The organism is Caballeronia udeis (assembly GCF_044909315.1).
GTDB classification, from domain to species: Bacteria; Pseudomonadota; Gammaproteobacteria; order Burkholderiales; family Burkholderiaceae; genus Caballeronia; species Caballeronia udeis_A.
Window position 1 is genome coordinate 122578 of record NZ_JBIYEB010000002.1, and the last position, 26132, is coordinate 148709.

20 protein-coding genes are annotated in these 26132 nt (G+C 62.7%); 10 read left to right on the top strand and 10 right to left on the bottom strand.

Features of this window, described 5'->3' with window-relative positions:
* Positions 1-61: 61 nt before the first annotated feature.
* Together ABH944_RS03375 and ABH944_RS03380 are read right to left on the bottom strand one after the other, a co-directional pair.
* Complete coding sequence (locus ABH944_RS03375; RefSeq protein ID WP_404604723.1) at positions 62-865, bottom strand: sugar phosphate isomerase/epimerase family protein; 804 nt, start codon at positions 863-865, stop codon at positions 62-64.
* A 214-nt stretch (positions 866-1079) separates the two neighbouring features.
* Complete coding sequence (locus tag ABH944_RS03380) at positions 1080-1970, bottom strand: LysR family transcriptional regulator (protein ID WP_404604583.1); 891 nt, start codon at positions 1968-1970, stop codon at positions 1080-1082.
* A gap of 108 nt (positions 1971-2078) precedes the next feature.
* On the opposite strand from ABH944_RS03380, the gene ABH944_RS03385 reads away from it, so the two are divergent.
* From ABH944_RS03385 to ABH944_RS03395, 3 genes are all read left to right on the top strand, one after another.
* Entirely contained in the window at positions 2079-3155 is a 1077-nt protein-coding gene (locus ABH944_RS03385) for a YeiH family protein (protein WP_404604582.1), read from the top strand.
* Between the two features lie 157 nt (positions 3156-3312).
* Positions 3313-4047: a glutathione S-transferase gene (locus ABH944_RS03390; RefSeq protein WP_404604581.1), complete on the top strand. Its 735-nt coding sequence runs from the start codon at positions 3313-3315 to the stop codon at positions 4045-4047.
* A gap of 44 nt (positions 4048-4091) precedes the next feature.
* Positions 4092-4895, top strand: coding sequence for an aldo/keto reductase (locus ABH944_RS03395; RefSeq protein WP_404604580.1), 804 nt, complete (start codon positions 4092-4094; stop codon positions 4893-4895).
* Positions 4896-4982: 87 nt separating this feature from the next.
* On the opposite strand, the gene cadR is transcribed toward ABH944_RS03395, so the two are convergent.
* Positions 4983-5414, bottom strand: a complete 432-nt coding sequence (cadR, locus tag ABH944_RS03400; protein ID WP_404604579.1) for a Cd(II)/Pb(II)-responsive transcriptional regulator — start codon at positions 5412-5414, stop codon at positions 4983-4985.
* 80 nt (positions 5415-5494) lie between these two features.
* On the opposite strand from cadR, the gene ABH944_RS03405 reads away from it, so the two are divergent.
* From ABH944_RS03405 to ABH944_RS03420, 4 genes are all read left to right on the top strand, one after another.
* Positions 5495-7828 carry a heavy metal translocating P-type ATPase gene (locus ABH944_RS03405; RefSeq protein WP_404604578.1) on the top strand — a complete coding sequence of 778 codons (2334 nt, stop codon included), beginning with the start codon at positions 5495-5497 and terminating at the stop codon, positions 7826-7828.
* Positions 7829-7929: 101 nt separating this feature from the next.
* A complete protein-coding gene (locus ABH944_RS03410) occupies positions 7930-9666 on the top strand; it encodes a ClcB-like voltage-gated chloride channel protein (protein ID WP_404604577.1) in 1737 nt (578 codons plus the stop codon).
* A gap of 284 nt (positions 9667-9950) precedes the next feature.
* Entirely contained in the window at positions 9951-10226 is a 276-nt protein-coding gene (locus ABH944_RS03415; RefSeq protein WP_404604576.1) for a hypothetical protein, read from the top strand.
* A gap of 56 nt (positions 10227-10282) precedes the next feature.
* The gene (locus tag ABH944_RS03420) at positions 10283-10525 is read left to right on the top strand and encodes a DUF2795 domain-containing protein (protein ID WP_404604575.1); all 243 of its coding nucleotides are present in this window, start codon (positions 10283-10285) and stop codon (positions 10523-10525) included.
* Between the two features lie 55 nt (positions 10526-10580).
* On the opposite strand, the gene ABH944_RS03425 is transcribed toward ABH944_RS03420, so the two are convergent.
* Positions 10581-11201, bottom strand: a complete 621-nt coding sequence (locus tag ABH944_RS03425; protein ID WP_404604574.1) for a TetR/AcrR family transcriptional regulator — start codon at positions 11199-11201, stop codon at positions 10581-10583.
* 325 nt (positions 11202-11526) lie between these two features.
* Here ABH944_RS03425 and ABH944_RS03430 point away from each other — a divergent pair, with 325 nt between their 5' ends.
* The 3 genes from ABH944_RS03430 to ABH944_RS03440 are packed head-to-tail and all read left to right on the top strand — an operon-like array spanning position 11527 to position 17386.
* Positions 11527-12690 carry an efflux RND transporter periplasmic adaptor subunit gene (locus ABH944_RS03430; RefSeq protein WP_404604573.1) on the top strand — a complete coding sequence of 388 codons (1164 nt, stop codon included), beginning with the start codon at positions 11527-11529 and terminating at the stop codon, positions 12688-12690.
* Positions 12687-15914 carry an efflux RND transporter permease subunit gene (locus ABH944_RS03435; RefSeq protein ID WP_404604572.1) on the top strand — a complete coding sequence of 1076 codons (3228 nt, stop codon included), beginning with the start codon at positions 12687-12689 and terminating at the stop codon, positions 15912-15914. Before ABH944_RS03430 ends, ABH944_RS03435 begins: the two co-directional genes overlap by 4 nt.
* Positions 15911-17386: an efflux transporter outer membrane subunit gene (locus ABH944_RS03440; protein ID WP_404604571.1), complete on the top strand. Its 1476-nt coding sequence runs from the start codon at positions 15911-15913 to the stop codon at positions 17384-17386. The genes ABH944_RS03435 and ABH944_RS03440 overlap by 4 nt, the downstream gene beginning before the upstream one ends.
* Before the next feature lie 1268 nt (positions 17387-18654).
* Here the strand turns inward: ABH944_RS03440 and ABH944_RS03445 are convergent.
* The 6 genes from ABH944_RS03445 to ABH944_RS03470 are packed head-to-tail and all read right to left on the bottom strand — an operon-like array spanning position 18655 to position 26120.
* Positions 18655-19782: a diguanylate cyclase gene (locus ABH944_RS03445; protein WP_404604570.1), complete on the bottom strand. Its 1128-nt coding sequence runs from the start codon at positions 19780-19782 to the stop codon at positions 18655-18657.
* A 34-nt stretch (positions 19783-19816) separates the two neighbouring features.
* Positions 19817-20833 carry a chemotaxis response regulator protein-glutamate methylesterase gene (gene cheB / locus ABH944_RS03450; RefSeq protein WP_404604569.1) on the bottom strand — a complete coding sequence of 339 codons (1017 nt, stop codon included), beginning with the start codon at positions 20831-20833 and terminating at the stop codon, positions 19817-19819.
* 26 nt (positions 20834-20859) lie between these two features.
* Entirely contained in the window at positions 20860-23238 is a 2379-nt protein-coding gene (locus ABH944_RS03455) for a hybrid sensor histidine kinase/response regulator (protein ID WP_404604568.1), read from the bottom strand.
* A complete protein-coding gene (locus ABH944_RS03460) occupies positions 23235-24089 on the bottom strand; it encodes a chemotaxis protein CheW (protein WP_404604567.1) in 855 nt (284 codons plus the stop codon). The genes ABH944_RS03455 and ABH944_RS03460 overlap by 4 nt, the downstream gene beginning before the upstream one ends.
* Positions 24082-25656 carry a CheR family methyltransferase gene (locus ABH944_RS03465; RefSeq protein WP_404604566.1) on the bottom strand — a complete coding sequence of 525 codons (1575 nt, stop codon included), beginning with the start codon at positions 25654-25656 and terminating at the stop codon, positions 24082-24084. Before ABH944_RS03465 ends, ABH944_RS03460 begins: the two co-directional genes overlap by 8 nt.
* Positions 25653-26120: a chemotaxis protein CheW gene (locus ABH944_RS03470; RefSeq protein ID WP_404604565.1), complete on the bottom strand. Its 468-nt coding sequence runs from the start codon at positions 26118-26120 to the stop codon at positions 25653-25655. Before ABH944_RS03470 ends, ABH944_RS03465 begins: the two co-directional genes overlap by 4 nt.
* Between the last annotated feature and the right edge of the window lie 12 nt (positions 26121-26132).

Consider the following 26132-nt stretch of genomic DNA (forward strand, 5'->3'; position numbering starts at 1 on the left):
GGTCCTTCATCATTCATTGAGGGGGGTGCAGGCAAATTTTCAAGCTGGTTTCAGGCCGATTTCAAGCCGAGGCAAGTTGTCTGACGTAGCGCGCAGCATCGGCGGCGAGATTGTCCTGGTCGAATGGAAATTCGATACCGCGCGGAACATCGGCCGGCAGAGACGCCAGCAACGCGAAGAAGTGCGCGTCGTCGGTTGCGGGAGCCGCCGCGGAACGTCGCGCGCCTTCACCCTGCACCGCCTTGCAATGCACGTAACCCACGTATTTGGCCAGACGCCTCGCGGCTTCCAGCGGATCTTGCTGCGCCCATTGCCAGTTGCCGGTGTCGAAGGTCATCGAGAGCGTGTGCGAGCGGTTTTCCAGCGCTTCGAACAAAGTGGAGAACGCATCGATCGTGCCGCCCGCTTTCAGTTGGCCGTTCTCGACGACAACCTTCGCTTTGGAATTGCGGATACCGGCGATCAGGCGATCGAGTGTCGCGGAATCCGTTGCCGTGCCGGCGCTTTCTGACCCGCCGAGCTGGAATTTGACGATACGCGCACCAAGCGCGGCGGCTTCGTCCAGGGTCTCCTCTATCGAGCACTCATCGAGGGCACCGGTATCGTCGAAAAGGGTCGCGGGGGTGGAATAGACGGGCCAGATGCCGGCCGACCGGATTCGCTGGCCGAGTTCGTACAGGGAAGCGGGCTGGGATTGAGTCTTTCGGGAGAACAATTCGCGGCGCACTTCGAAACCGGCCGCGCCTGCTTTTGCCGCGACTTCGCCCCAAGTTGCGTGGCCATCGCGGCGGATCGTTTCCGCGCCGAATGCACTCGCCACGATAACCACGGAGACAGCCGCATCAGCCCGGGTATTTTTGATCAGATTTCCAGAATTGCCGTGTTCCACAGCGGAATTTACCTTTAACCGGTCAATGGAACCGGTTCCAAGATCGAATTTCAAAAAAGACGCGTGTCGCGTCTGAGTGATTTCGCATCATGCGCCCGGGAGGCTGGGCGCGCTATTCTGGAATTCCCTAGGGCGTCTTCTTCCTGCCTCGACACCACGCTGTCAATCTCGCTGTAAACCGCCTTCAGGCCTATTTTTCAGCGCCGTTCCCCATGCACAGTGTGTAAAACCGCGCCGCTGCCCGTGACGCCGCCGGTCCATGCGGCATCAGGATCGAAAAGCGCCGCGTCAGCGGCTCCGGTGCGATTCGCAAACGCTGCAACGCGCCGTCCTCATGGCGCATCGACATCGCCGATACAAAACCAATCCCCATGCCCGCCCGCACGGCTTCCTTCACGCCTTCCACGCCCGCGATTTCCAGCGCGACCCTCATCTGCACACCCGCCCGAGCGCACGCGCGCTCGACCAGTTGGCGCACGCCCGAGCCGCCTTCGCGCAGGACCAGCGAGTGGGCGCACACCGCTTCCAGCGTCACCCCGCCCGAGGCGGCCGCCAGCGGATGCCCGCGCGGCGCAATTGCCACGATTTCGTCCTCGCGCCACGGCGTGGCTTCGGTTCCCGGCGGCAGATCGGCGCCCACCGGCCCTTCGATCATTGCGATATCCAGCGAACCCAGCGCAGCTACGATCTCGGTCGTATTACCGTCGATCGTGTGCACCGCCACATCAGGATGCTGCCGATGAAACTCCGCGATCAGGTAAGGCAGCAGGTAACTCGCGGGCGTCGTGCTCGCGCCGATCCTCAACGTGCCGCGCTCGAGCCCCCGCAGCGCATTCCGGTACGCATGCGCCTGCCCGACGGTCTCCCGAATCCGCGTGGCATAAACCGCGAGCTGTTCACCGGCGGCGGTCAGCCGAATGCCGCGGCCATCGCGCTGATACAACGGCTCGCCGAATTCGTCCTGCAACTGGCGCAATTGCCCCGATACGGCCGGCTGCGACAAATGCAGTGCAAGCGCTGCCCGGCTGATGTTCGCGTGCTCGGCGACGGTGGCGAAAGTTATAAGCTGGTCTGAGGTCATGGTGGTTCAACTATCGGCTGAGTGGATAGTTTACATCCTAAATGACAATTTTTCATATCGTTATATTCAGAATAGGATTGGACACATCAAATCGAAACGGAAAAACCCGTGAACTCGCTCGCCACTCCTGTCGCATCTCACGCCGCTCCAACCGCTCAGACGCGTGGTCAACTGAACGGTATCTTGTTCGTTGCACTGTTCGCCGCCGCCGTCACGCAGTTGGCCGCGATACCGTTTATCGCAAATCTGGGACTCAGTCCGCTGATCGTCGGCATTGTTGCCGGCGCTATCTACGGCAATGCGCTGCGTGACGGCATGCCGGAAAGCTGGGCGTCAGGCGTGAACTTCTCCGCTCGCAAGCTGCTGCGTATCGCAGTCGGCTTCTTCGGGCTGCGCGTGAGCCTGCAGGAAATCGCGCAGGTCGGGCTGCCGGGGCTGACGGTGTCGGTGCTGATGGTGGTGAGCACGCTCGCCATCGGCACGTGGGCGGGCATGAAGCTGATGAAGCTCGACCGCGACACGGCATTGCTGACAGCGGCCGGCAGCGCAATCTGCGGCGCCGCGGCAGTGCTCGCGTTCGAATCAACCTTGCAGTCCGAGCCGCATAAAAGTGCGATGGCGGTCGGCAGCGTGGTGCTGTTCGGCACGCTTTCCATGTTCCTCTACCCGCTCGCGCTACACCTCGGCTGGCTGCATCTGGACACGCTGGGCGTCGGCCTGTTTTTCGGCGGCACGATCCACGAAGTGGCGCAGGTGGTGGGCGCGGCCAGCAATGTGAGCCCGGAAGCGACGCATATCGCAACCATCGTGAAAATGACGCGCGTGATGCTGCTCGTGCCGGTGCTGCTCGTCATCGGCATGTGGATCAACCGCTCGCGTAACAAGGGTCAGGCCGACGGTAGCAACACCAAGCGCAAGCTGGCCATTCCCTGGTTCGCGCTCGGCTTCCTCGCACTCGTGATCGTGAATTCGTTGCACGTTTTGCCGGATACCGCGACGCACACGCTGAACACGCTCGATACTTTCGCGTTGACCATGGCGATGACCGCACTGGGTATCGAAACACGGATCGAGCAGATTCGCCGGGCCGGACCGCGCGCGCTGGTGACCGGCGCCATCGTCTATGCCTGGCTGATCGGGGGAGGACTCGCGATAACCATGGGCATCGAGCGTCTGCTCGGGTAACGTTCGCAGAGGTGCTGCTTGCAGGAACAAAAGCCCCGCCCGTGCGGGGTTTTTGCTTTTCAGCGAAGTTGCAAGCGCCATGCAAGCGCAACGGCACGCACGTTGCTACCCTTATGTCTTTGGGTTTCCAGCAATCACCACCGCGAGGATATTGCCGATGGCCTACGAACTGTATTACTGGGACGGTCTTCAAGGCCGGGGCGAATTCGTCCGGCTTGCACTGGAAGACGCCGGCGCGGACTACGTCGACGTTTCACGCGGCGCGAAGAAGGACGGACAAGGCACCGGTGCCATGCTGACCATCATGAACAGCAAGACCGAGCCGCACATTCCGTTCGCCCCGCCATTCCTGAAGGATGGAGAACTGATCATCCCGCACGTCGCGAACATCCTGCAATATCTGGGGCCAAAACTGCGTCTCGCACCGAAGGACGAGGGGCTGCGCTATGTCGCGCACGGCTTGCAGTTGACGATCACGGACATGGTGTGCGAAGTCCACGATACCCATCATCCGCTAGCCAACAGCCTTTACTACGAAGACCAGAAGGACGCCGCGAAGAAGCGCGCGAAGGATTTCATCGAGAACCGGGTTCCGAAGTTCATCGGCTATTTCGAGCGGGTGCTTGCGCAAAATCCCCACGGCGACACGCAGATAATCGGCAACACGACCACCTATGTGGATCTGTCAATATTTCAAGTGGTCGAGGGCCTGCACTACGCTTTTCCCCGCGCGATGAAAAAGTTCGGCAGCCTGTATCCGCGTGTCACAGCGTTGCACGACGCGGTGCTGGAACGGCCGAATATTGCTGCTTATGTCGATTCAGAACGACGGATTCCCTTCAACGAATCCGGCATCTTCCGCCATTACCCGGAACTGGACCAGGACGCCTGACCTGCCGGACTGTCCCGGACAAACGTAATCACAAGGAGCATCGGATGATCGAAACAATTCCCGCCTTCGGACTCGGCACCTTTCGCGTGGACGCGGAGAAAACCGCCAAGGCTGTCACAAGCGCGCTGCAACTTGGCTATCGCCATATCGATACCGCGCAGCTCTACAAAAATGAAGAAGCCGTCGGCAAAGGTGTGCGCGATTCGGGTGTGCCACGTGACGATATCTGGGTCACCACGAAAGTCTGGCACGACCGGCTGCGTCGTGACGATGTCGTTAAAAGCCTTGGCGAAAGCCACAAGAAGCTGAATATCGGCACGATCGATCTCGCGCTGGTTCATTGGCCGTCGCCGGATAGCGTGGTGCCTATCGCCGAATCCATCGCGGGCTTTCAGGACGCACAGAAACAGCAGTTGATCCGGTATTTCGGCGTGTCGAACTTCACTGCGCCGTTGCTCGAAGAAGCGTTGAACGCGCCCGGCGGCAAGGACATTGTGACCAACCAGTTCGAAATCAGTCCGTTCCTGGCCAACCGCAAGCTGGTCGAGGCAACGCAAAAGCTCGGCGTGAAGGTGACCGCGTATATGCCGCTCGGTGAAGGCCGCGCACACAAAGACCCCACGTTGGTTGCGATCGCGAAGAAGCATGGCGTGACGCCCGCGCAGGTGACGTTTGCATGGCTGCTGTCACGCGATATCGTGGTGCTGTCGGCATCGACGAATCCTGAGCACCAGCAAGTGAATTGGGATTCGCAGAAGGTGAAACTGGACGCCGACGATATCGCGAAGATCGATGCGCTCGACGAAGGCCAACGAAACGCGAAGCCGCCATTTGCGCCGAAGTGGTGACTTCGCGGTTTAACGTGGAAAACACCCTGGCTTCGGTGTAGCGAGGCCGGGTTTTCAGATCCCGCCCCGCGTCACTATTCAGCCCATTCAGCCCAAATGGGTCCGCTTCTCGCGGGCGGGCGCAACCTCGTTCGTAGAAAGCGCCTGGACAATGCCACAGTCCGTCGCTGATTCTTCCGTCGTGCATTGCCCCCTCAACGCAACCAGTTGCGCCTTGAGTTGCGTCAATTCCTCAATTCGCCTGTCCACATGAAGAATGTGTTCATCGACGAGCGAATTGATCGAACCGCACGGTTCGCCAGGCGCATCGGTTGTGCTGAGCAGATTTCTGATCTCGTCATGCGTCATGTCCAGTGCACGGCAATTGCGAATAAACCGCAACCGTTCCGCGTGCGCTTCCGTGTAATTCCGGTAATTGGAATCCGTCCGGTTGGCGTGCGGCAACAGGCCCTCTTTCTCGTAGAAGCGGATGGTTTCAGTCGTGCACTGAGCCATTTTCGCCAGTTCACCAATTCTCATTTGCTGCGCTCCCGGTCAACGCTTGACCTTGAAGTGACTTCAGGGCGTCTACTCAACCATACATTGCCTCTGGAGGCCACATGGTTGATCGTTTCACTGCTATCAAAGCCGCCCCGCTGGACCATGACGCGGCGTGCTGCACGCATGCTCACGTTGAAGTTGCCGACAATGCGGGGCGCTCGCCGGCCGAGCCGTCAGGCGACAATTTATTACCTTCTACCGCGGCCGAGGACACCCAAAGCGTCTTTCTCGTCGAGGAGATGGATTGCGCCGCAGAGATCGCGCTGATCCAGAACAAGCTGTCCTCACTGCCCGCCGTTAGCGACATGGACTTCGACATCCTGCAGCGCCGGGTGACAGTCAGGCACGCGCCCGGGCAGCAAGAATCCATCTCTCAGGCGATTCACTCCCTGGGTATGTCCACAACGATTATCGACCCTGATAGCACAAGCAAGCATGAGCCTCCACCGAAGCGCCGTCGCACGTGGCCGCTTGCGCTGGCTGGCGTCGCAGCAGTGGGTTCCGAGATCCTGAGCTTCGCCGCCCTTAGCGCTTCCATGTCGAACTGGCTTCCCGCCTGGTTGCCGCAGTTCAGACCTGCCTGGCTGCCCTCATGGGGTTTGCTGACCTCGCTACCCAGCGCTATGGCGGCAACGCTTGCGCTGATCGCCGTCATTGTGGGTGGCCTCGGCACCTACAAGAAAGGCTGGATCGCGCTGCGTCACGGCAATCTCAATATCAACGCGTTGATGAGCATTGCCGTCACGGGCGCGCTGATGCTCGGCCAGTGGCCGGAAGCCGCCATGGTCATGGTGCTGTTCAGCCTCGCTGAACTGATCGAATCGAAATCGCTTGACCGGGCACGCAATGCCGTTGGCAAACTGCTGCAACTCTCGCCGGATCGCGTGACCCAGCAACAGGCCGATGGCACGTGGAGCGACGTCGATTCCCGTCAGGTCGGGATCGGCGCCATTGTGCGCGTCAAGCCCGGCGAGCGGATAGGACTTGACGGTGTCGTCACGTCGGGTCGCTCGGCGGTCAATCAGGCAGCGATCAGCGGTGAAAGCCTGCCCGTCGACAAACCCCCCGGCGACGCCGTCTTTGCCGGAACGCTGAACGCGTCAGGGTCGCTTGACTATCGCGTCACGGCCCGCGCCGATGGCACCCTGCTCGCGCGGATTATTCATGCGGTATCGGCGGCGCAAGCGTCAAAGGCGCCCACGCAACGTTTCGTCGACCAATTCGCGCGTATCTACACGCCTGTCATCTTTGCGCTCGCCCTGCTCGTGGCGATCGTACCGCCCATGCTGTTCAGCGGCGCATGGCAGACCTGGATCTACAAGGCGCTCGTGTTGCTCGTCATCGCCTGTCCGTGCGCCCTGGTCATCTCGACGCCGGTGACGATCGCGAGTGGCCTGGCGTCTGCCGCCCGCAAGGGGATTCTCATCAAGGGCGGCGTCTATCTCGAAATGGGACGCACGCTAACCGCTCTCGCGTTCGATAAGACCGGCACCATCACGCGTGGCGTTCCCGTTCAGACGGACGTCCACATCATGAGCGGCGCCGACGCGCAGTTTTGCGGCCTGCTCGCTGCCAGTCTCGCGGGGCGCTCGGATCACCCGGTGTCCAAAGCGGTCGCACAAGCGGCAAACATCGAGGAATTGAACCGTGTCAAGGTCAAAGCGTTTGAAGCGCTGCCCGGCCGCGGCGTGCAAGGCGTGCTGGACGGGCGCAGCTATGCGCTTGGCAACCGACGTCTCGTCGCGGAGCGCGGCTTCCTGAGCGTTAACACTGCCGCGCGTCTGGACGTACTGGAAAGCGAGGGTAAGACGGCCGTCATGCTGATGGATGAAAAAGGCGTGCTCGCGCAGTTCGCTGTCGCCGATGAAATCCGCGAGGGCAGCCGCGACGCGATCGCCGCGCTGCGCAAGCTGGATGTCCGCACCGTGATGCTGAGCGGCGACAATGAACGCGCCGTTGCGGCCATCGCACGGGAGGTCGGTATCGATAAAGCGTACGGCAACCAACTGCCCGAAGACAAACTCGGCGCCATAGCGGTCCTTGCTGAAAACGGCGCGCGGGTCGGCATGGTCGGTGACGGCATCAACGACGCGCCCGCGCTCGCGCGCGCGGATATTGGCTTTGCGATGGGCGTCATGGGCTCGGACGCTGCGATTGAAACGGCCGATGTGGCGCTGATGGACGACGACCTTCGCAAGGTGGGCGTGTTCATCGGTCTATCGAAAGCGACGCATTCCATTCTGATCCAGAACATCACGCTGGCGCTCGGCATCAAGGCCGCATTCCTGATCATGGCGCTCGCCGGCTCCTCGACGCTCTGGATGGCAGTGGTCGCCGACGTAGGCGCCAGTCTGCTGGTAATCGGCAACGGCCTCAGGCTGTTGCGCAAGTAACGCCGAAGCACATGGACAGTCGGGTTTGTGACGTTTTTTCTGCTGCGCGAATGATATCCTTGCCCGCACATTCGCCGACTCGCTCCGACATTCAAGCTCACGTGCTTTCATTCCTGCTTAAACTTCGCACCCGGGCACAGATCCGGTTCCGTTTCTCCGAAGCCCACACCATGCTCGTGTGGGCCGTGATTGTCGGCGTGGCCGGCGCATTCGCGACTTCGGCGTTCCGCGAGGGTATCGACGAATTGCAGCGGATCTTCGGCGGCGCCAACAGTAACTTTGTCGAGATGGCGACACGCCTGCCCTGGCCCGTGCGCGTCGCGCTGCCAACGGCGGGCGGGCTGATCGCGGGCGTGTGCCTGCTGATCGCGCGGCGTCGCAACTCGGGTCAGGCGAATGCCGACTACATGGAGGCCGTGACCATTGGCGACGGCGTCGTCCCGGTCTGGCAAAGCATGTGGCGCAGCATCTCGTCGCTGTTCACTATCGCCAGCGGTGGTTCCATCGGGCGAGAAGGATCGATGGTGCAACTCGCGGCGCTGTGCGCGTCGCTGATTGGCCGCTGGGTCCACTTCGACCCGCCGCGCCTGCGTCTGCTTGTGGCCTGTGGTGCCGCGGCCGGGATCACCTCGGCCTACAACGCGCCTATCGCCGGCGCGTTCTTCGTCACCGAACTCGTGCTCGGCTCCATGGCCATGGAAAGTTTCGGGCCAATAGTCGTGTCCTCGGTGGTCGCGAACATCACCATGCGCGAGTTCGCCGGCTATCGGCCGCCTTACGAAATGCCTGTATTCCCCACTGTCGCCGGCGTCGAAGTGCTGCTGTTCGTCGTGCTCGGATTGCTCTGCGGCGTGCTGGCGCCGTATTTCCTGCGCCTGCTGGCTGCATCGAAACAACGCTTCGCCAAGCTGCCCCTGCCCTTGCCGATCCGGCTAGGATTCGGCGGCCTGATTGTCGGCGTGATCTCCATCTGGTACCCGGAGGTCTGGGGCAACGGTTATGAAGTCGTCAACTCGCTGCTACATCATTCGTGGACCTGGGAAGCGCTGGCTGCAGTGCTGTTCTTCAAGATCGTCGCGACCGCGGCAACCGCGGGTTCCGGCGCGGTCGGCGGGATCTTCACGCCGACGCTCTTCGTGGGCGCAGTGGTCGGTTGCCTGTTCGGGCTCGCGGCGCACACGATCTGGCCGCACTCCACGTCCGCGCCCTTCGCTTACGCGATGGTCGGGATGGGCGCGTTCCTCGCTGCCGCCACGCACGCGCCGTTGATGGCAATCCTGATGATCTTCGAAATGACGCTGAGTTATCAGGTCATGCTGCCGCTGATGCTCTCGTGCGTGGTGGCATTTTTCATTGCGCGGGCGTCGGCGCAGACATCGATGTACGAGGTCACGCTGCGCCGCAACCGCGATGAAAAAGAGCGCACGCGGCTTGCCGCCACGCAGATGCGCGAACTCGTGAAACCGGCTGACACGGTCGTGCCGCTCGATGCAGACGTGAAGACGATGACCCGCGTGTTCCTCGAGTATCCGGTGAAGTACCTTTACGTCGTGGATTCGGACGGCCAGTTTCGCGGCGTGGTGGCACTCAAGGACATCACGTCCGATCTGCTCGAGGAACACGACACCGAGGTGAAAACCGCTGAAGATTATCTGCAAGCTCATTTCGATGTCCTTACACCGGACATGTCGCTGGGCGAAGCGCTGCAGCATTTCCTCGCGTTCCAGGGCGAGCGTTTGCCGGTCATCGATTGCCCGACCCGGCCCGTGTTACTCGGCGTGGTCTACAAGACATCGCTTCTCGATGCCTACTTCCGTTTGAACCCGGCGTCGCGTTGAAATTTCCCGGTGCGTGCAAAATTGCGGCAATACCTGCTTACTCCGTGAACCACACGCTGAAGACCGGATTCTAGAATTCGCTTGAAGAACGCGCGCCGGCTCCGCTTGAAAGAAGGCCTGGCACGCAGGTGCTATTCGTCAGGTGAAGCGCGTGAAAATCGGGCAAATCGATTGGCATGGCGTTTGCTCGATTCCCCGCTACTATTCTCCGTACGACCTTGTATTTCTGCTGCTTTTGCACCGCTCGCGTATGCGTGTGGACTTAGTGTCTGGAGGGTTGAGCGATGAAAACCTCAACGGCTTTATCGATGGTTCTGGTATCCGTGTCGTGTTATGCCGCGCCTATCCGTACGGACGACGCGGGCATCTACGCTGCTCGCCAAGCCGAAGCGATGCGTGCAGAGCTTGCCATTCGCGCCAATGCCCCGCCAGTCGCGCCGCCCGCCCCGGACGTACGCGCACAGGAACTTGATCACGCGCACTGGTTTCAAGTGGAAATACCGAAATCACACTCGCCCAGCCACGGCATGGCAAGCCAGGTAATACAAGTGCAGACTTGACGTTCCGCCGTGAGCGCGACGACTCGGATGGACCAATATGACAACCAAGGGCACCGATGACCGATACGCATGTGAATGCCAGCTTGAACGACGAACCGATCGACGACGAAATCGCAGAGGTTCTGCGTGACCTGACGTATCCGACCAACAAGGATGGCATTGTCGATGCGGCGCGCGCTGCGGGCGCAAGCAACGACGTGATTGCCGTGTTCGATAGTTTGCCTGAGCAGGATTACGCGAATGCCGACGCGGTAGAGCAGTTGCTGGGAAGCAATGGCGGCTCGGGAATCGCAATATAAGCGGGTTTAGCTCAGGCAGCGTTCATAAGCAGCGTTCGGCTCGCACGAACGAGCCTCAGACCACGTCGGCTCCGAACACCACCCGGCTGAAAAATTTTGCCAGGACGGCTTCGGACATTTCGCTGCCGCAAGCCTGCGGATCCGACGTGTAGAAAAACTGCATGCCATCAATCAGGGCCGTCAGCCCGAGCGCCAACTGCTCCGCCGGCATGGGCAACGGTGTCCCTGCCCGCTCTGAAAACGCAACAATGTACGCAGTCGTGTGTTGCAACAATTCCCGGATGAACGCATTGAATTGCGCGCGAAATTTCGCATCGCGACTCGATTGCAATTTCGCTTCGACCCACAGCAAAAAACACTTGTTGTCGCGGTAGCACTCACTGTAATACTGCAACAGGCGGGCTTCCATGTCCGCCCGGCTCGCCTCGCCATCGAAGATGGAATGCAGGCGGCCCATGATCCCGTCGTGATCGCGCTTGAGCAGTTCCAGAAACAAAGCGGACTTGCTGCCGAAGTTCGAATAGAACGCACCGCGCGTATAGCCCGCCGCCGCAGCAATGTCCTCAACACTGGCGGCAACAAACCCCTTCTTCATGAAAACAGCTTGGGCGGCGTCCAGCAAACGCTGACGCGTTTGATCACGGCTTTGCTCCCGGGTAAGGCGAATTCGTTTCATTTGCCGAGTTTAGCATCTCAAAATTGAATTATGATACGGCTTTGATTTCAGATTCACAGTTGTATTAGAATTCATCGCGTATCTGACGGCGAGGTGCTGGAAAGCATGATGGGCGAAGTGTGCCGCCTGTTCCAGCGCCCCGCCCCAAATAGCGCCACATCTTGAAAATGCGCAGCGGCACGTGTTGACGCTGCGCGCCACCCGTGTGTGCAAGTCCGCCTTGCAAGCACGGGAAGCCTTTGCGCCGAGGTCATTCGTGATTCTGCAAGTCTGTCGCCGCATGTTGGCGTCTTCATCGTCATTGTCATCACTCCGATCGCGGTTGATGTCAGCCGGGTCGGGCAAGGTTTCCATGCAGCGCGGATCGTCTCCTGTTCGCCGCCCCCTTGCGTGGTCGCTCAGCGTGGTTGCCCTGGTCGTGCTCAGCGCATGCGGCAAGAAGGAAGCGCCCCCGGTCGCGCTGCGTCCGGTGGTCGCCATGGCGGCCGTCGCCGACACGCACAGTGTGCAGTCGTCGCTGCCCGCCACCATCGAAGCACGGTACTCGACCCCGCTGTCGTTTCGCGTAGGCGGGAAGATCATCGAGCGGCGCGTGCGTCTTGGCGACAGCGTGAAAGCCGGCGAGATCGTGGCGAAGCTCGACCCCGCAGACAATGCCAAGAACGCCGCGAGCACGGCCGCGCAGCTCTCCGCCGCCCAGCACCAGCTCACTTATGCAGAACAGCAACTCACGCGCGACCGCGCCCAGGCACAGGAAAACCTGATCGCCCGTGCGCAACTCGAACAAACCGAAAACGCCTACGCAGCCGCGCTCGCGCAGCGTAACCAGGCACAAGCCCAGGCGGCGTTGTCGGCTGATCAGTTGAAATACACCACGCTGGTCGCCGACCGCGCCGGTGTCATCACCGCGGAACAGGCTGACACAGGACAGAACGTGTCAGCGGGACAAGCCGTCTATAACCTGGCATGGAGCGGTGAGATCGACGTGGTGGCGGACGTGCCGGAAACCACGCTCGGGTCGCTCACGGTCGGCCAGAAAGCCAGCGTGACGCTCGCCGCGCTTGGGGGCAAGCAGTTCGCAGCCGTTGTTCGCGAGGTATCGCCCGCTGCCGATCCCCAAAGCCGTACGTATCGCGTCAGGATGACGCTTGAAGCCCCCACGCCGGACGTCCGGCTCGGCATGACGGCCGACGTGGCGTTCGCCCGGGTGTCTGCATCGGGTGCATCGGGTACGTCAACGCAGGCGTTCACGCTGCCCTCCACCGCGCTTTTCCACGCGGGCAAACTGCCCGCCGTCTGGATCGTGAAAGCGGACGGGTCGCTTGAATTGCGGCGCGTGGATGTGTCTCGATACGGTGAGCGCACCGTGACGGTGTCAAACGGCATCTCGCCCGGGGAGCGTGTGGTATGGCAAGGAGTCCATACAGTTTCTGCCGGTGAGAAAGTACGCGTGGTTGCACCCTTGCATCCGGAAGATTTCGCGTCATGAGCGACCACGAACGAGATTCATCGGACGCAGCGGCGTCGGCAGCCGCTGCCAACGCCGCTGCTGCAGCCTCAGGCGATTATCGGCACGAAGAAGGCAGTTTCAATCTCTCGGCCTGGGCGTTGCGCCATCAGGCGCTGGTCGTCTTCCTGATCGCCATGGCGACCCTCTTCGGCGTCCTGGCGTACACCCGGCTCGCCCAATCGGAGGACCCGCCGTTCACCTTCCGCGTGATGGTCATCCAGACCTTCTGGCCAGGAGCCACCGCGCAGCAGATGCAGGAACAGGTCACCGACAAGATCGCGAAGAAATTGCAGGAAACGCCTGCAACCGACTTCTTGCGCAGTTACTCCCGCCCCGGCGAGTCACTGCTGTTCTTCTCGATGAAGGACGGCGCGCCCGCGAAGGACGTGCCCGAAGAGTGGTATCAGGTGCGCAAGAAAGTCGGGGACATTGCGTACACGCTGCCAAGAGGCGTGCAAGGTCCGTACTTCAACGACGAATTCGGCGATGTCTTTACCAACATCTACACGCTGGAGGGCGACGGGTTCTCGCCGGTGCAACTCCACGATTACGCCGACTCGCTGCGCACAGTCCTGTTGCGGGTGCCCGGTGTAGCGAAGGTCAACTACTTCGGTGACCAGGAAGAGCGCGTTTATATCGAAATAGCGAATACGCAACTCACGCGGCTGGGTATCTCGCCGCAGCAGATTGCGCAGGCTATAGACGGCCAGAATGCCGTTGCGCCCTCGGGCACGCTGAATACGCCCGACGACCGCGTGTTCGTGCGGCCAAGCGGCCAGATCACCGACATGGCCGCGCTCGCCAATACGCTGATCCGTGTCAACGGGCGCTCGTTTCGTCTGGGCGACATAGCGACCATCAAGCGCGGTTATCTCGATCCTGCCGCCACGCAGATGCGCTCGGGTGAGAAGCCGGTGCTTGGAATCGGCATCACGATGCAGCCGGGTCAGGACGTGGTGCAGTTGGGCAAGGCGCTCGACGCGAAGGTCGCCGAGTTGCGCAGGCAGCTCCCGGCCGGCCTCGTGCTCAACGAAGTATCGAGCATGCCGAATGCGGTATCGAAGTCGGTCGATGACTTTCTTGAAGCGGTCGCCGAAGCCGTCATCATCGTGCTGATCGTGAGTTTGGTCTCGCTTGGCGTGCGTACAGGCATGGTCGTCGTGATCTCGATTCCGGTCGTGCTCGCGGTCACTGCCCTCTTCATGTATCTCTTCGATATCGGCCTGCACAAGGTCTCGCTCGGAACACTGATTCTCGCGCTGGGCCTTCTGGTCGACGACGCGATCATCGCCGTCGAAATGATGGCGGTGAAACTCGAACAAGGCTGGATCCGCTCGCGTGCCGCGGCCTACGCGTACACCAGCACCGCGTTCCCCATGCTCACGGGCACGCTCGTGACGGTCGCCGGTTTCCTGCCGATCGCGCTGGCCAAATCCAGCACCGGCGAGTACACGCGCTCGATCTTCGAGGTGTCGGCTATCGCGTTGATCGCGTCATGGTTCGCAGCGGTGGTGCTGATTCCGCTGCTAGGCTACAAGCTCTTGCCCGAACGCAAGCGTGAGGCGCATCACGCCCACGATCATGAACACGATATCTACAACACCAAGTTCTACACTCGTCTGCGTGGCTGGCTGACATGGTGTATCGAGCGGCGTTTCGTGGTGCTGGGCATCACGCTCGTGCTGTTCGTGATCGCGTTGGCAGGGTTCACGCTTATTCCCCAGCAATTCTTTCCGAGCTCGGACCGCTCTGAACTGCTCGTCGATGTCCGCTTGCAGGAAGGCGCCTCGTTCGAGGCCACGCTGCGCGAGACGAAACGTCTTGAGAAGGTGCTGGAGAGACGCCCCGAGATCGATCATGTGGTGAACTTCGTGGGCTCCGGTGCACCGCGTTTCTATCTGCCGCTCGACCAGCAGTTGCAGGTGCCGAATTTCGCGCAGTTCGTGATCACGGCGAAGTCAGTCGAAGATCGCGAGAAGCTCGCGCGCTGGCTCGAACCTGTGCTGCGCGAGAAGTTTTCATCCATTCGTACGCGCTTGTCGCGGCTCGAAAACGGTCCGCCGGTCGGCTATCCGGTGCAATTCCGCGTGAGCGGCGACGACCTGCCGACGGTGCGCGGTATCGCTGAAAAGGTCTTTGCCGAAATGAGAGCGGACAGTGGCACGGCCAATGTCCAGTACGACTGGGACGAACCGTCGGAGCGCTCGGTGCGCTTCGATATCGACCAGAAGAAGGCGCGCGAACTCGGTATCAGTTCGCAGGACGTATCGGATTTCCTCGCAATGCAACTGACGGGTTATACGGTCACGCAGTATCGTGAGCACGACAAACTCATCAGCGTGGACTTGCGTGCGCCGAAAAGCGAACGGGTCGATCCGGCCAGGCTGGCTACGCTTGCAATGCCTACGCCGAACGGACCCGTGCCGCTGGGAACGATCGGGCACGTGGTGAACGACCTGGAATACGGCGTGATCTGGGAACGCGATCGTCAGCCGACCATCACCGTGCAATCGGACGTGAAGGCAGGTGCGCAGGGTATCGACGTGACGAATGCGATCGAAAAGAAGCTCGCCCCGTTGCGCGCCGGCTTGCCGGTGGGGTACCGCATAGAAGTGGGCGGCCCGGTTGAGGAAAGCGCGAAGGGCCAGTCGTCGATCAACGCACAGATGCCGATCATGGCGATCGTCGTGTTGACGCTGCTGATGATCCAGTTGCAGAGCTTTGCACGCGTGATGATGGTGGTGCTGACCGCGCCGCTCGGGCTGATTGGCGTGGTCCTGGCGCTGCTGCTGTTCAACAAGCCGTTCGGGTTTGTCGCCATGCTCGGCGTGATTGCCATGTTCGGGATCATCATGCGCAATTCGGTCATTCTCGTCGACCAGATCGAGCAGGACATTGCCGCGGGGCACCCGCGCTTTGACGCCATTGTCGGCGCCACCGTGCGGCGTTTCCGGCCGATCACGCTGACCGCCGCCGCTGCCGTTCTTGCGCTGATTCCGCTCCTGCGCAGCAACTTCTTCGGACCGATGGCAACCGCGCTGATGGGCGGCATCACGAGCGCGACCGTGCTCACGCTGTTTTATCTGCCGGCGTTGTATGCGGCTTCGTTCAGGGTGCGGCGTAACGAGCGCGCGGGGTTCGACGATCCGGACACGCCCTCCGCGTCCACCACGCCCGATACCCGTCAAGGAGGCCAGTCATGAACCGCGCTTATCTGACTGCACTCGGATTCACCGCCGCCCTTGCAGCCTGCACGTTCGGCCCGGATGGAAAACCGCCCGTCATGCCCGCTGTGGCCCATTACGGCGCCGACGCACAACCCGTGCGCACCGTGACGGCCGAAGGGGTATCGCAAAGTTTCGACGCCGGTGCAAAACCGGTGCCGGAGTGGTGGAAGCTGTACCGTTCGGAGCCTTTGAACGCACTGGTCGATGAGGGCTTGCGCAACAGCCCGAGCCTCACCGCGACGGATAAAACCCTCGCTGCGGCGCGCGAACAACTGCGCGCGCAAGTCGGCGAGTCGATGCTGCCAAGCATCGACCTCGGCGGCCAGGCGAACCGTGAGCGTGCGATCGGTGTGCCGAACTTCGGGCCGCCCACTGTGCTCTACAACCTGTTCGTCGGGCAGGTGCGGGCGCAATACACGTTCGACCTGTTCGGTGCGGCACGTCTTGCGGACCGGGCGCTGGCCGCCCAGGTAGACAGCCAGGCCTGGCAATTCGATGCCGCCCGCCGCGCGCTCGCCGCGAACATTGTCACGGGCGCGATCGGCGCGGCGTCGTTACGCGCGCAAATCGATACGACCGAACGGCTGATCGTGCTCGCCAACGAAGACGCACGGGAAACCCAGCGCCGCTACGAACTGGGCTCGGCATCGCGTTCGGACGCGCTCAACGCGCAATCGAACGCCGCCGCGCTCGCGGCTTCGCTGCCGGCGCTACGGGCCCAGTGGCTTGCAACGCGTCATGCGACGGCCGTCATGATCGGCCGGACACCGGATCAGGCGCCGCCGGATCTCGATCTCGCGTCGCTCACCGTGCCGGGCAATGTGCCAGTGGTCGTGCCGTCGGAATTGCTTGCCAGCCGCCCGGATATCCGGGCCGCCGACGCGCTGCTCAAAGCCGCTGCCGCGCAGGTCGGCGTCGCGACGGCACAGTTGTTCCCGAGCCTGACGCTATCGGCATCCATGGGGAAAGCGGGCTTTAGCTGGCCGGCCGCCTTGTCCGGCGCGGGCGCGATCTGGGGCATAGGCGCGTCGCTCTCGCAGCCGCTGTTTCATGGCGGCGCATTGCTTGCCCAAAAGCGCGCGGCGCAGGCGAGCTACGAAGCGGCCGTGGCGCAATACAAGCAGACGGTGCTGACCGCGTTCCGCAACGTGGCGGACTCGCTCGCAGCGCTCGAGCAGGATAACCAGGCACTCAGTTTCTCCGATACCGCCAGCCGCACTGCAATGAGCGCATTCACGGATTCGGCAGCGCGTGAGCGGCTTGGGGCGATTCCGCCCTCGGCGTCACGTGCAAGCGAGCGCCAATATCGCAATGCGCGCCTGGATGCGATCCGCTATGAAAGCGCACGCCTGAGCGATACCGCGTTGCTGTTCCAGGCCATGGGTTCTCCAACCGGCAGTACGGCGAATCTTGCCGCTGCGGCGAAAGCGGCGCAGCCAGAGAAATAACCCCCGCCGGACAGCATTCCAGCCCGACGTGCAGAAACTGAAGCGAGTGCCACAAGCAAAGGGCCGTTCCGACGCGAGTCGGAACGGCCCTTTGCACATCATCAGGACAACCGGACAATCCCGCGCATCGCAGGAAAAAGCCAGGGATCAAAGACATCAAATGTCACAATTCAGGGTCGCGAAACATCCCGCTGCCATTCCAATGCGCCCATAACCTCCCCGCAACGCAACTTCTTTGCCGAAACCTTCCACTATTCGGATAAATCGCGTTATTTCGGACTGCACTTTCCCATAGGCTTGCGGGCTTTCGTGTATTCAAGGGAAATGCCATGTCTCGCCCATCGCTTCGTGACCTGTTTCGGCTCGTTCATTCAGGACTGGAAAAAGTCGCGCTGGCGTGCGCTGCATTTGGTTTGATGCACGCAACGGCCCGCGCGGGAGAATCCGCCTCCGCCGACGTGCCCCCAGGTGAGCAATGGGGCAGTCGCGCCGCGCCCCAACTCGCTGCCGACGACCCGTGGAGCAACCCCGCAGCACCCACTCTCGCACTTGACGATGCCTGGAGCGCACCGGCCGCCGATCGGTTCACATCGTCCGGACAAATCCACGCTGCGTTGCCTGCATCGCCAGCGTCACCGGCATCCGCATCAACGCAGCAGCCGCGGCCGGCCGCAACGGAAAGTGCGCCACGCTCTGTTGCAACAACCGTCCAGGAAGCACCCTCCGCTCTCGCGATGGATCGCTCCGACTGGAACGAAACACCGCGTGGCCGTTCGCCCGGTCTGATCGCATCTCATGACGCGTGGTTCAAGCGCACCTCGCCCGTCGCTAAACCAGGCGAACCGGCGAAAGCGCCGGTCAGCGCCCCGGTTCAGCCGACCGATCCGTGGAGCGCTCCCTTGACCGGTCTCGTTGCATCGAACAATGTTGTAACGCCTGCCCCGGTGGCTTCTTCTGCTGCCTTCAGCGTCGGCTCGCATTGGAGTTTCGTAGTCACGCCCCACGTCAGGCTGTTGCGCGTCAGCGAGGCTCCAGGGGCTTTACGTGCTGAGGCATCGTCAACGGTTTTGGCAGCCGGCCGGCCGATGCATCGACGGACCCGTGCAATTGTTCACAGCAGTTCAAATTCGTCCCGATCATCCGGGAGGAGGCGCGCAAGCGCCACCAGAGCGCCAACGCCCGCATGGTGCCGATCGGTGTCCGCATGCGCGCGGCATCGGTGAAAGCGCCGTTGGCAAGGCTAACGGCACCGCTGCCGACGGCCCCGCTCAATTGCCGATTTCCACCCGATTGCGCCCGTCACGCTTCGCCCGATACAAAGCCAGGTCGGCCGCTTCGATCAATTGCTTCATGTCTTCGCCAGGCTGCGGCACCTGCATGACCCCGCCTACGCTGATCGTCACCCGCTCACTGGCGGAGCCCGTATGCGGCACGGCCAGCGCCTCCACCGCCATGCGGATCTTTTCGCCGAGCAGACGCAAACCGCCAGCAGCGGTGGACGGCAGCACCACCGCGAATTCCTCGCCGCCAAAACGCGCGGCAAGATCTGCGGGACGGTTCAGGCTCGATTCAATCGCGCGCGCGACGAGCTTCAGCACGTCGTCACCCGCGACATGGCCGTAGGTGTCGTTGTACGACTTGAAGTTGTCCACATCGATCATCAGGAAGCCGAGCGACGACTGTTCGCGCGCCGCGCGTTTCCACTCGGCGCTCATGTAGTCGTCCAGACAACGGCGATTCGACAAACCCGTCAACCCGTCCGAATTGGTCAGGCGCTGCAGCTCCAGGTTGGTTTCGAGCAGTTTTTGCTGCGACTGCCGCAACGCGAGATACGCCTCGTCGCGCTGCAGCAGGTTCAGATACGAGCGCGAGTGATAGCGGATCCGCGCAATCAACTCGATGCTGTCCGGCAGCTTCACCAGATAGTCGTTGGCGCCCGCGGCAAACGCAGCGCTCTTGATGCGCGGCTCTTCCTTCGTAGACAGCACAATGATCGGAATATCCCGCGTTGCCTCATTCTCGCGGTATTGACGCACGAGCGTCAGTCCGTCCACCCCGGGCATGACCAGGTCCTGCAGAATCACGGTCGGCCGCATGACCTGCGCAACGTGCAACGCTTCCTCGGGGTTGGCGCAATAGTGAAAATCCAGCCGCGGCTGATCCACCAGCGCGCGGCGCACCGCTTCCGCAACAATGGTCTGGTCGTCGACCAGCAGCACCATGACCGCACTCTCAGCGGCGCTGGGCGCATTCAGCGCATCGGCGAGCAGATCGGCGGCCGAACGCGCCTCCTTTGCGGTATCGAGAGGGGCCGCCGGGCTTTCCGGACGAGATTCCGGGCCGGCCTGCTCGCGCCGTGCGCGCTCCGCCAGCGGATCTGCATTTCGATGTTCCATGACTGAATCCTGTTCTGAGTCGAGTTCGGGCGCCTCATTTGCGCGACGATGCAAACGCCTTTTGCACGGCATTCGCGATGTTCGGGAGCGGCAGGATGGCGACCGCCGCATTCAGCGCTGCGGCTGCTTTCGGCATGCCGTACACGGCGCATGTCGCTTCGTCCTGCGCAATCGTGTGATAACCCTTGGCGCGCATGGCCGCGAGGCCCGCAGCGCCATCGCGGCCCATGCCGGTCAGCAGCACGCCGACCGCGTTACCGCTCCAGTTCGCGACCACGCTCTGAAAAAACACGTCGATGGACGGCCGGTACGGCGTCGCCAGCGGCTCCTTCGTATAGCCGAGCCGCTTGCCGCTGCCGCAAAAATGCAGGTGGTCATTGGTCGCCGCGAGCAGCACGCAGCCCGGCTCCGGCCGGTCGCCCTCGCGCGCTACGCGTACCGGCAGTGTCGACTGTTCGTTCAGCCAGCCCGCCATTCCGACTGCAAAGGACTGATCCACGTGCTGGACGATCACCGTGGCCGGCGCGAAGTCAGCCGGCAGCGCAGCCAGCAGTGTGGCCAGTGCGCTTGGACCGCCCGCCGACGCGCCGATCGCGAGCAGGTCGGTGCCCGAGGTAATGCGTGGCGCGGCTGCGAACGGATTCGCAGCCGCCTTCGTGGCCTGCTGTGCGGCAATCTGGTCAATCTTGGCGATCAGCGCCGCGATCCCGCGCTTCGCGTCCGGGCCGGCGAGCACCGGCGTGTCGACGGCATCCAGCGCGCCCGCGCCCATCGCCTCATAGACCCGCCACGCGTTCGCCCCTACATCCACCGTCACGATCAGGATCGCGCACGGCGTCTCGCGCATGATCCGGCGCGTGGCTTCCGTGCCATCCATGTGCGGCATCACGAGGTCCATCAGCACGACGTCCGGCTTCTGCGCGGTGCAGTAGTCGACCGCCTGCGCGCCGTCGCTCGCGACCCAGATCACCTCGAAGTCGTGCCGGGTCGCCAGCGCCCCTCGCAAGGCGTCCACCGCCAGCGGCATGTCGTTCACGATCCCGATCTTCATCGCCCGCCTCTCTTTTTAGTGTTTTCTCACGACTGCGCTTCGCCAATCAGATCGCGCACGGCATCGAGCAAGGTCTGATCGTGGAAACTGCCCTTCGCCAGATAATAGTCCGCGCCGGCATCCAGTCCCCGCTGGCGATCCTCCGCGCGATCCTTGTAGGACACGATCATCACCGGCGTCTCGCGCAGTTGCGAATCGCGCCGGATCAGCGTCACCAGTTCGATACCGTCGAGGCGCGGCATGTCGATATCGGTGATCACCAGGTCAAAACGCTCGCTGCGTACCGCGTTCCAGCCGTCCATGCCATCGACGGCAATGGTCACCTCATACCCACGCCCGGCCAGCAGCTTGCGTTCGAGTTCACGCACGGTCAGCGAGTCGTCGACCACCAGCACGCGTTTTCTCGCCGCGGCGACCACGCGCGCCGTGCCCGGCGAGACACGCCCGAGCTCACCGTCGACGACCAGCTTTTCGACCGCTCGCAACCAGTCGTCGAGGTCGGCGATGAGCAGCGGATCGCCGTTTTCCATCAACGCGCCCGCCGCGATGTTCGGTACCTTCCCCAAGCGCTTGTCGAGTGGCTGCACGACCAGCATGCGTTCGCCGAGAAAGCGGTCGACCACCACGCCGTAGCTCGCCGCACCCTGCCCGATCACGACGACGTTGAGCGTGTCGATGACGGTATCGAAGGTGCCTGAGCGCAGGATCTGGTGAGCCGTGACGATGCCAAGCCGCCGGCCTTCGAACGCAAAATGCTGATGCCCTTCGAGCAGGTCGATGGATGCACGCGGCAGCACCAGCGTGCGCGTGACGTGCGCGAGCGGCAGCCCGTACGGTTCGCCGTCCACTTCAACAATCAGGCTGCGGATCACGGACAGCGTCAGCGGCAACTGCATCACGAAATGCGTGCCGACGAGCGGTTCCTGCGTGACACGCAGGTTGCCGCGCACCTGCCGCACGACGTCCTGCACCGCATCCAGGCCAACGCCCCGGCCGGAGACGTCGGTCACGGTATCGCGCATGGAGAAGCCGGGCAGGAACAGGAATTCAAGTAGTTCGGTGTCCGTCAGACGTGCGGCCGTGGTCTCGTTGGCCAGGCGCTTCTGAACGATCGCCCTGCGCAGCGCGTCAAGATCCACGCCGGCGCCGTCGTCGCTGACGCTGATGAAAAGCGAACCTGCGCTATGGCGGGCTTCCAGCGTGATCGTGCCTTCCGGTGGTTTGCCAAGCGCCCGGCGCAGCGATGGCGCTTCGATCCCATGATCGACCGCGTTGCGCAGCAAATGGCCGAGCGGCGCCTCAAGCAGGTCAAGGATGTCACGGTCCACTTCCGTCGCTTCACCGGCGATCACGAAGCGCACTTGTTTATCGAGCGAACGCGCGACGTCGCGGACCATGCGCGCGAAACCGCCGGTGGCATCGACGAACGGCCGCATCCGGCATTCCAGCGCTTCGTCGTAGAGTTGCTGCGACAGATGCGTCGAGCGCCGGTCGTAGTTTTCCAGCTCGGCCAGCCGCTCGCCGAGCTGGCGATGCGCTTCCGCGTTGAGACGGCGGACTTCATCCAGCGCATCGAGCGTGCGTGCGTCGAGCGCCGCGGTCGGAGCTGCCGATGAAGTCGAGGCTAAAGTCGCCGCCTCGGTCAGCGATTCGTGCAGCGATTCGTGCAGGAAATCGAGCGCCCGGCTTGCGTCGCGCTGGATCCGCTTCACGCGCAACATGGATTGAGCGAATGGTTTGAGCCAGCGCGACTCAACCAGCGATTCACCGGAATGGCTCAGCAAACGGTCAAGCGTGTCAGCACGAACGCGCAGCATGCGAGCCGGCTCACGCAGCTCGACCGAGCGGGCCGGCTGGTGAGGTGTGTCTTCCATGGCCTCTGCGGCTTCCGCTGCCTCCTGAGTTTCCTCAACCGCCGGCGCCGGGAGCGTCAGTTCATGCGACAAATCGACGTCAGCATCAACCTGAGGCGCTTCAAAAACGGATGAGGGGGGCGCCGCGGTAACGCCGTCCATCCGTGCATTCAATGCGTCGACGAATGCGTTCACGTCCGTCTGCGACAGGGTTTCGTCGCCCGACGCCTGGCCGATCCGCAAGATCAGGTCGACGCCGCTCAGCAGCAAGTCGATCATGCCGGCATCAACTCCCACACGCCCTTGCTGCGCACCGACAAAGCAGTCCTCCATCACGTGTGCAAGGCTCACACCATCCGGCACACCGACAATCCGCGCCGCGCCCTTCAACGAGTGTGCTGCCCGCATGCAGGCTTCAAGCGTCACTGGATCGCGCGGAGCGCGTTCGAGCGCGAGCAGGCCATCACTCAGAATCTGCGCCTGCGCCCGCGCTTCCTCGCGAAACAAGTCGATGAGGGACGGCTGGCCGCGGCCTGTTTCAGCGCCGCTCATGTGAGGCTCCGGTTCAATGTCTCGAAAAGTTTGGCCGCATCGAGCAGGCCCACCGTCCCGCCCTTCCACGCCGTCACCGCCAGCGCGTGCGACGCCGACATGCTGGCTATGGTCGCCGGCACCGGCTGGAAATCCGCACGAGCGAACCGATGCACGCCATCGACAGCATCGACGGGAAACACAATGGGGTTGCGCGGGTTGTTGCCTGAGCCGTCCAGCTCACCGCCTTCGCCGCCCGGCTCAACGACCAGCAGGCGCGCAAGATCCCGGGCATCAATGCCATGCTGGTGGCCCTGTTGCTCGGGTCTGTGTCCGTCCTGCCCGACCGCCGATGCAATTCCGAACAAGCGCGCCAGCGACGCGCATACGAGCAACGTCCCGCGCACGTTCACCACGCCGAGCACCGCCCGGTGGCGCCGGTGCGGCAGCGAGTGGATCGGCCGCAACTGGGCGACCTGCTGGAAGATCGTGGTGGGCAAACCCAGCCATTCATCGCCGATGCGAAATACGAGCCACGACGTGGCATCCGCCTCGCGGGCCGCGTATTCGCTCAGCGACTGCTCCGTCTGGCGATGCAGGCCCTTGTGTCCGAGCACGGCATCGGCGGCTTCTTCACGGTCCAGCACGCGCGCCGCGGCGGCATCGTGCACAGGGCAGTTGCGGCAATGGATGTAACCGGCCAGACGCGGGCACGAACCGTCGCCGCGAACGCCGATACGGTTCCAGCAGTCGTCGATCGGGGCATCGAAGAGCCACGTCGATGGTTCGCCCGAAGCTGAGGCCAAATCAACATGCGCTGCTGTTTCATCTGCTTCAACGCTCGCAGATTGCGGGTCGCGCGGATCACTCATGGCGGCCCCCTGATGAACGTGCGGCCCGTTCGGCCCGCGCCAGCAACAATTGCGCGCCCGCACGATCACCTTCGAGCCGGAGCACGGCGGCGAGATGCGTCAGCGCCTCGCCATGTCCAGGGGCAAGATAAAGCGCCCGCTTGTAAAAGCCTCTTGCGTCGCTTTGCTCACCCCGGGCATCCGCGATCACGCCGAGCAGGTAGTACGCGTCGGCGCTGGCCGGATGCGCCTCGAGATACCTCCGCGCGATATCGGCGGCTTCGGGCAAAGCGCCGGCATCGGCAAGTACCTGAGCTTGCCTGAGGGTGCCCGGTTCGGCGGCAACCGGCGCGTTCGTCACTATTGCGGGCGTTGCACGCGGCGCACCGGTAGCGGGCGAGCCGAATGAGAAGGGGCGGCCGGGTGCGTCGTTCAGAGTCGTCGCCAACGCAGCCCGATGGCCGACCGTATTGGTCACGCTGGCAGCCCCGCTCGATCCGGCAATCGGCGCCTTTGGCATCGCTGCCCGTGCGGCGAGTTCCATGGCCCTCTCGGCACTGGCGATAGCAGCAAAGAGCGCCCGCGGCCGCGGCCCAAAGCCCTGCTTGTCCCAACCGCGCGCACCGCCAGGCGCCGGCCGCGCGCCACTCGCCGGCTTGTCCCCTAACCCGCCTTCCGGACGCCCGAACGCGAATGCCAGGACCAGCTTCGCCGACGCCATGCCTTCACGCATCATCAGCCCCGTCTCCGCCGGCCCGACAAACAGCATCCCGCCGGGCGCGAGCAGACCGTCCAGCACCCGCATGGCCGTGTGCTGCGTCGCCCGGCCGAAATAGATCAGTACATTGCGGCAAAAGACGAAATCGAAGGGTTCGAACGTCAGTGGATCAAGCGTCAGCAGATTCGCCTGGCGGAATCGCACGCGCTCCGTCACGGCCGGCAAAAGCCGCCACTGGTCGCCGGCCGGCACGAAAAAACGCTCGCGAAAACCAAGCCCGCGGGTACGGAACGCGTTGCTTCCGTAGTGCGCGTGGCGGGCGATATCGAGCGCTTGGCCGCTGATGTCGATTGCATCGATGGAAAAGCGCTCGGGCGAAATTCCCGCATCGAGCATGGCCATGGCGGCGGTGTAAGCCTCTTCGCCCGTCGAGCACGGCATGCTCAGGATCCGCACCGGCTTGAACGGCTGGTCGAGCAGCCGGACACGCGCCAGTCTGGCCAGCGCGTTGAACGCCTCGGCGTCGCGGTAGAACCACGTTTCCGGCACGACCACCGCTTCGATCAACGCCTGCAATTGCTCCGGTATGCCATTCACCACAAGCCAGAACGCGTCAATGCTCGCGCGCGACTCGTCCAGACCATCGGCACCCGCTGCACGCCACGCGGCAAACCGGTCCGAGACAGCCCGCTCGATCGCTTTCTCGCCGATAGACGTAGGGTCCAGACCCATCGTCTGTTGCAACAGCCCGGCGAACTGCATGACCCGCGCGTGCGGGAGCGGCTCGCGCTGGCTTTCACTCATCGCCCGGAGGGTGTGGAACGCCTGCGCCGCGCGATGGGCCTGATCGGAAGTGGAAACCTGCTTCATGCTTCGCTCTGGGTGAAGAGTTGCGCCTGCACGTGTTCCGGCAACAGGTGTTCAATCCGTACCCATTGAACGAGGCCCTGCGCGTCGCGTGCGAGCGGCCCGAGATAACGCGCGTTCGCCGCCTCGACACCGGCGGGCCTGAACGCGGCGCGATCGAGCGTCAGCGTGCGCGTAGCGCGCTCGAGCAAGATGCCGAGGCGCCTGTGCTCGACGCCCGTCAGCGTCGCGTGCGGGTAATGGACCAACGCCAGGCGCGTAGACAAACGTTCATGTGAACGCCGGCCAAGTGCAAGCGCAGCCAGATCGATGACCGGCACCGGCAAATCTTCGTAATCCAGTACGCCCGCGACCCAGTCCGGCACGCCGGGCATCGCCTTCAACGGCACGAGCGACAGCATGCGTTCGACCTGCGAACTGTCGATCACATAACGGTCGTTATCGAGCGTGAACTGAACGAAGAGCATGGTCTCAGCAAC

What these genes read in the sequence shown, in the direction of transcription:
- ABH944_RS03430 (WP_404604573.1), top strand. Translation starts at nt 11,527, where the DNA reads ATGTCAGCCGGGTCGGGCAAGGTTTCCATGCAGCGCGGATCGTCTCCT.
- cheB (WP_404604569.1), bottom strand. Translation starts at nt 20,833, where the DNA reads ATGAAGATCGGGATCGTGAACGACATGCCGCTGGCGGTGGACGCCTTG.
- ABH944_RS03395 (WP_404604580.1), top strand. Translation starts at nt 4,092, where the DNA reads ATGATCGAAACAATTCCCGCCTTCGGACTCGGCACCTTTCGCGTGGAC.
- ABH944_RS03435 (WP_404604572.1), top strand. Translation starts at nt 12,687, where the DNA reads ATGAGCGACCACGAACGAGATTCATCGGACGCAGCGGCGTCGGCAGCC.
- ABH944_RS03420 (WP_404604575.1), top strand. Translation starts at nt 10,283, where the DNA reads ATGACCGATACGCATGTGAATGCCAGCTTGAACGACGAACCGATCGAC.
- ABH944_RS03440 (WP_404604571.1), top strand. Translation starts at nt 15,911, where the DNA reads ATGAACCGCGCTTATCTGACTGCACTCGGATTCACCGCCGCCCTTGCA.
- ABH944_RS03380 (WP_404604583.1), bottom strand. Translation starts at nt 1,970, where the DNA reads ATGACCTCAGACCAGCTTATAACTTTCGCCACCGTCGCCGAGCACGCG.
- ABH944_RS03415 (WP_404604576.1), top strand. Translation starts at nt 9,951, where the DNA reads ATGAAAACCTCAACGGCTTTATCGATGGTTCTGGTATCCGTGTCGTGT.
- ABH944_RS03460 (WP_404604567.1), bottom strand. Translation starts at nt 24,089, where the DNA reads ATGAGTGATCCGCGCGACCCGCAATCTGCGAGCGTTGAAGCAGATGAA.
- ABH944_RS03455 (WP_404604568.1), bottom strand. Translation starts at nt 23,238, where the DNA reads ATGAGCGGCGCTGAAACAGGCCGCGGCCAGCCGTCCCTCATCGACTTG.
- cadR (WP_404604579.1), bottom strand. Translation starts at nt 5,414, where the DNA reads ATGAGAATTGGTGAACTGGCGAAAATGGCTCAGTGCACGACTGAAACC.
- ABH944_RS03465 (WP_404604566.1), bottom strand. Translation starts at nt 25,656, where the DNA reads ATGAAGCAGGTTTCCACTTCCGATCAGGCCCATCGCGCGGCGCAGGCG.
- ABH944_RS03425 (WP_404604574.1), bottom strand. Translation starts at nt 11,201, where the DNA reads ATGAAACGAATTCGCCTTACCCGGGAGCAAAGCCGTGATCAAACGCGT.
- ABH944_RS03390 (WP_404604581.1), top strand. Translation starts at nt 3,313, where the DNA reads ATGGCCTACGAACTGTATTACTGGGACGGTCTTCAAGGCCGGGGCGAA.
- ABH944_RS03405 (WP_404604578.1), top strand. Translation starts at nt 5,495, where the DNA reads ATGGTTGATCGTTTCACTGCTATCAAAGCCGCCCCGCTGGACCATGAC.
- ABH944_RS03470 (WP_404604565.1), bottom strand. Translation starts at nt 26,120, where the DNA reads ATGCTCTTCGTTCAGTTCACGCTCGATAACGACCGTTATGTGATCGAC.
- ABH944_RS03445 (WP_404604570.1), bottom strand. Translation starts at nt 19,782, where the DNA reads ATGGAACATCGAAATGCAGATCCGCTGGCGGAGCGCGCACGGCGCGAG.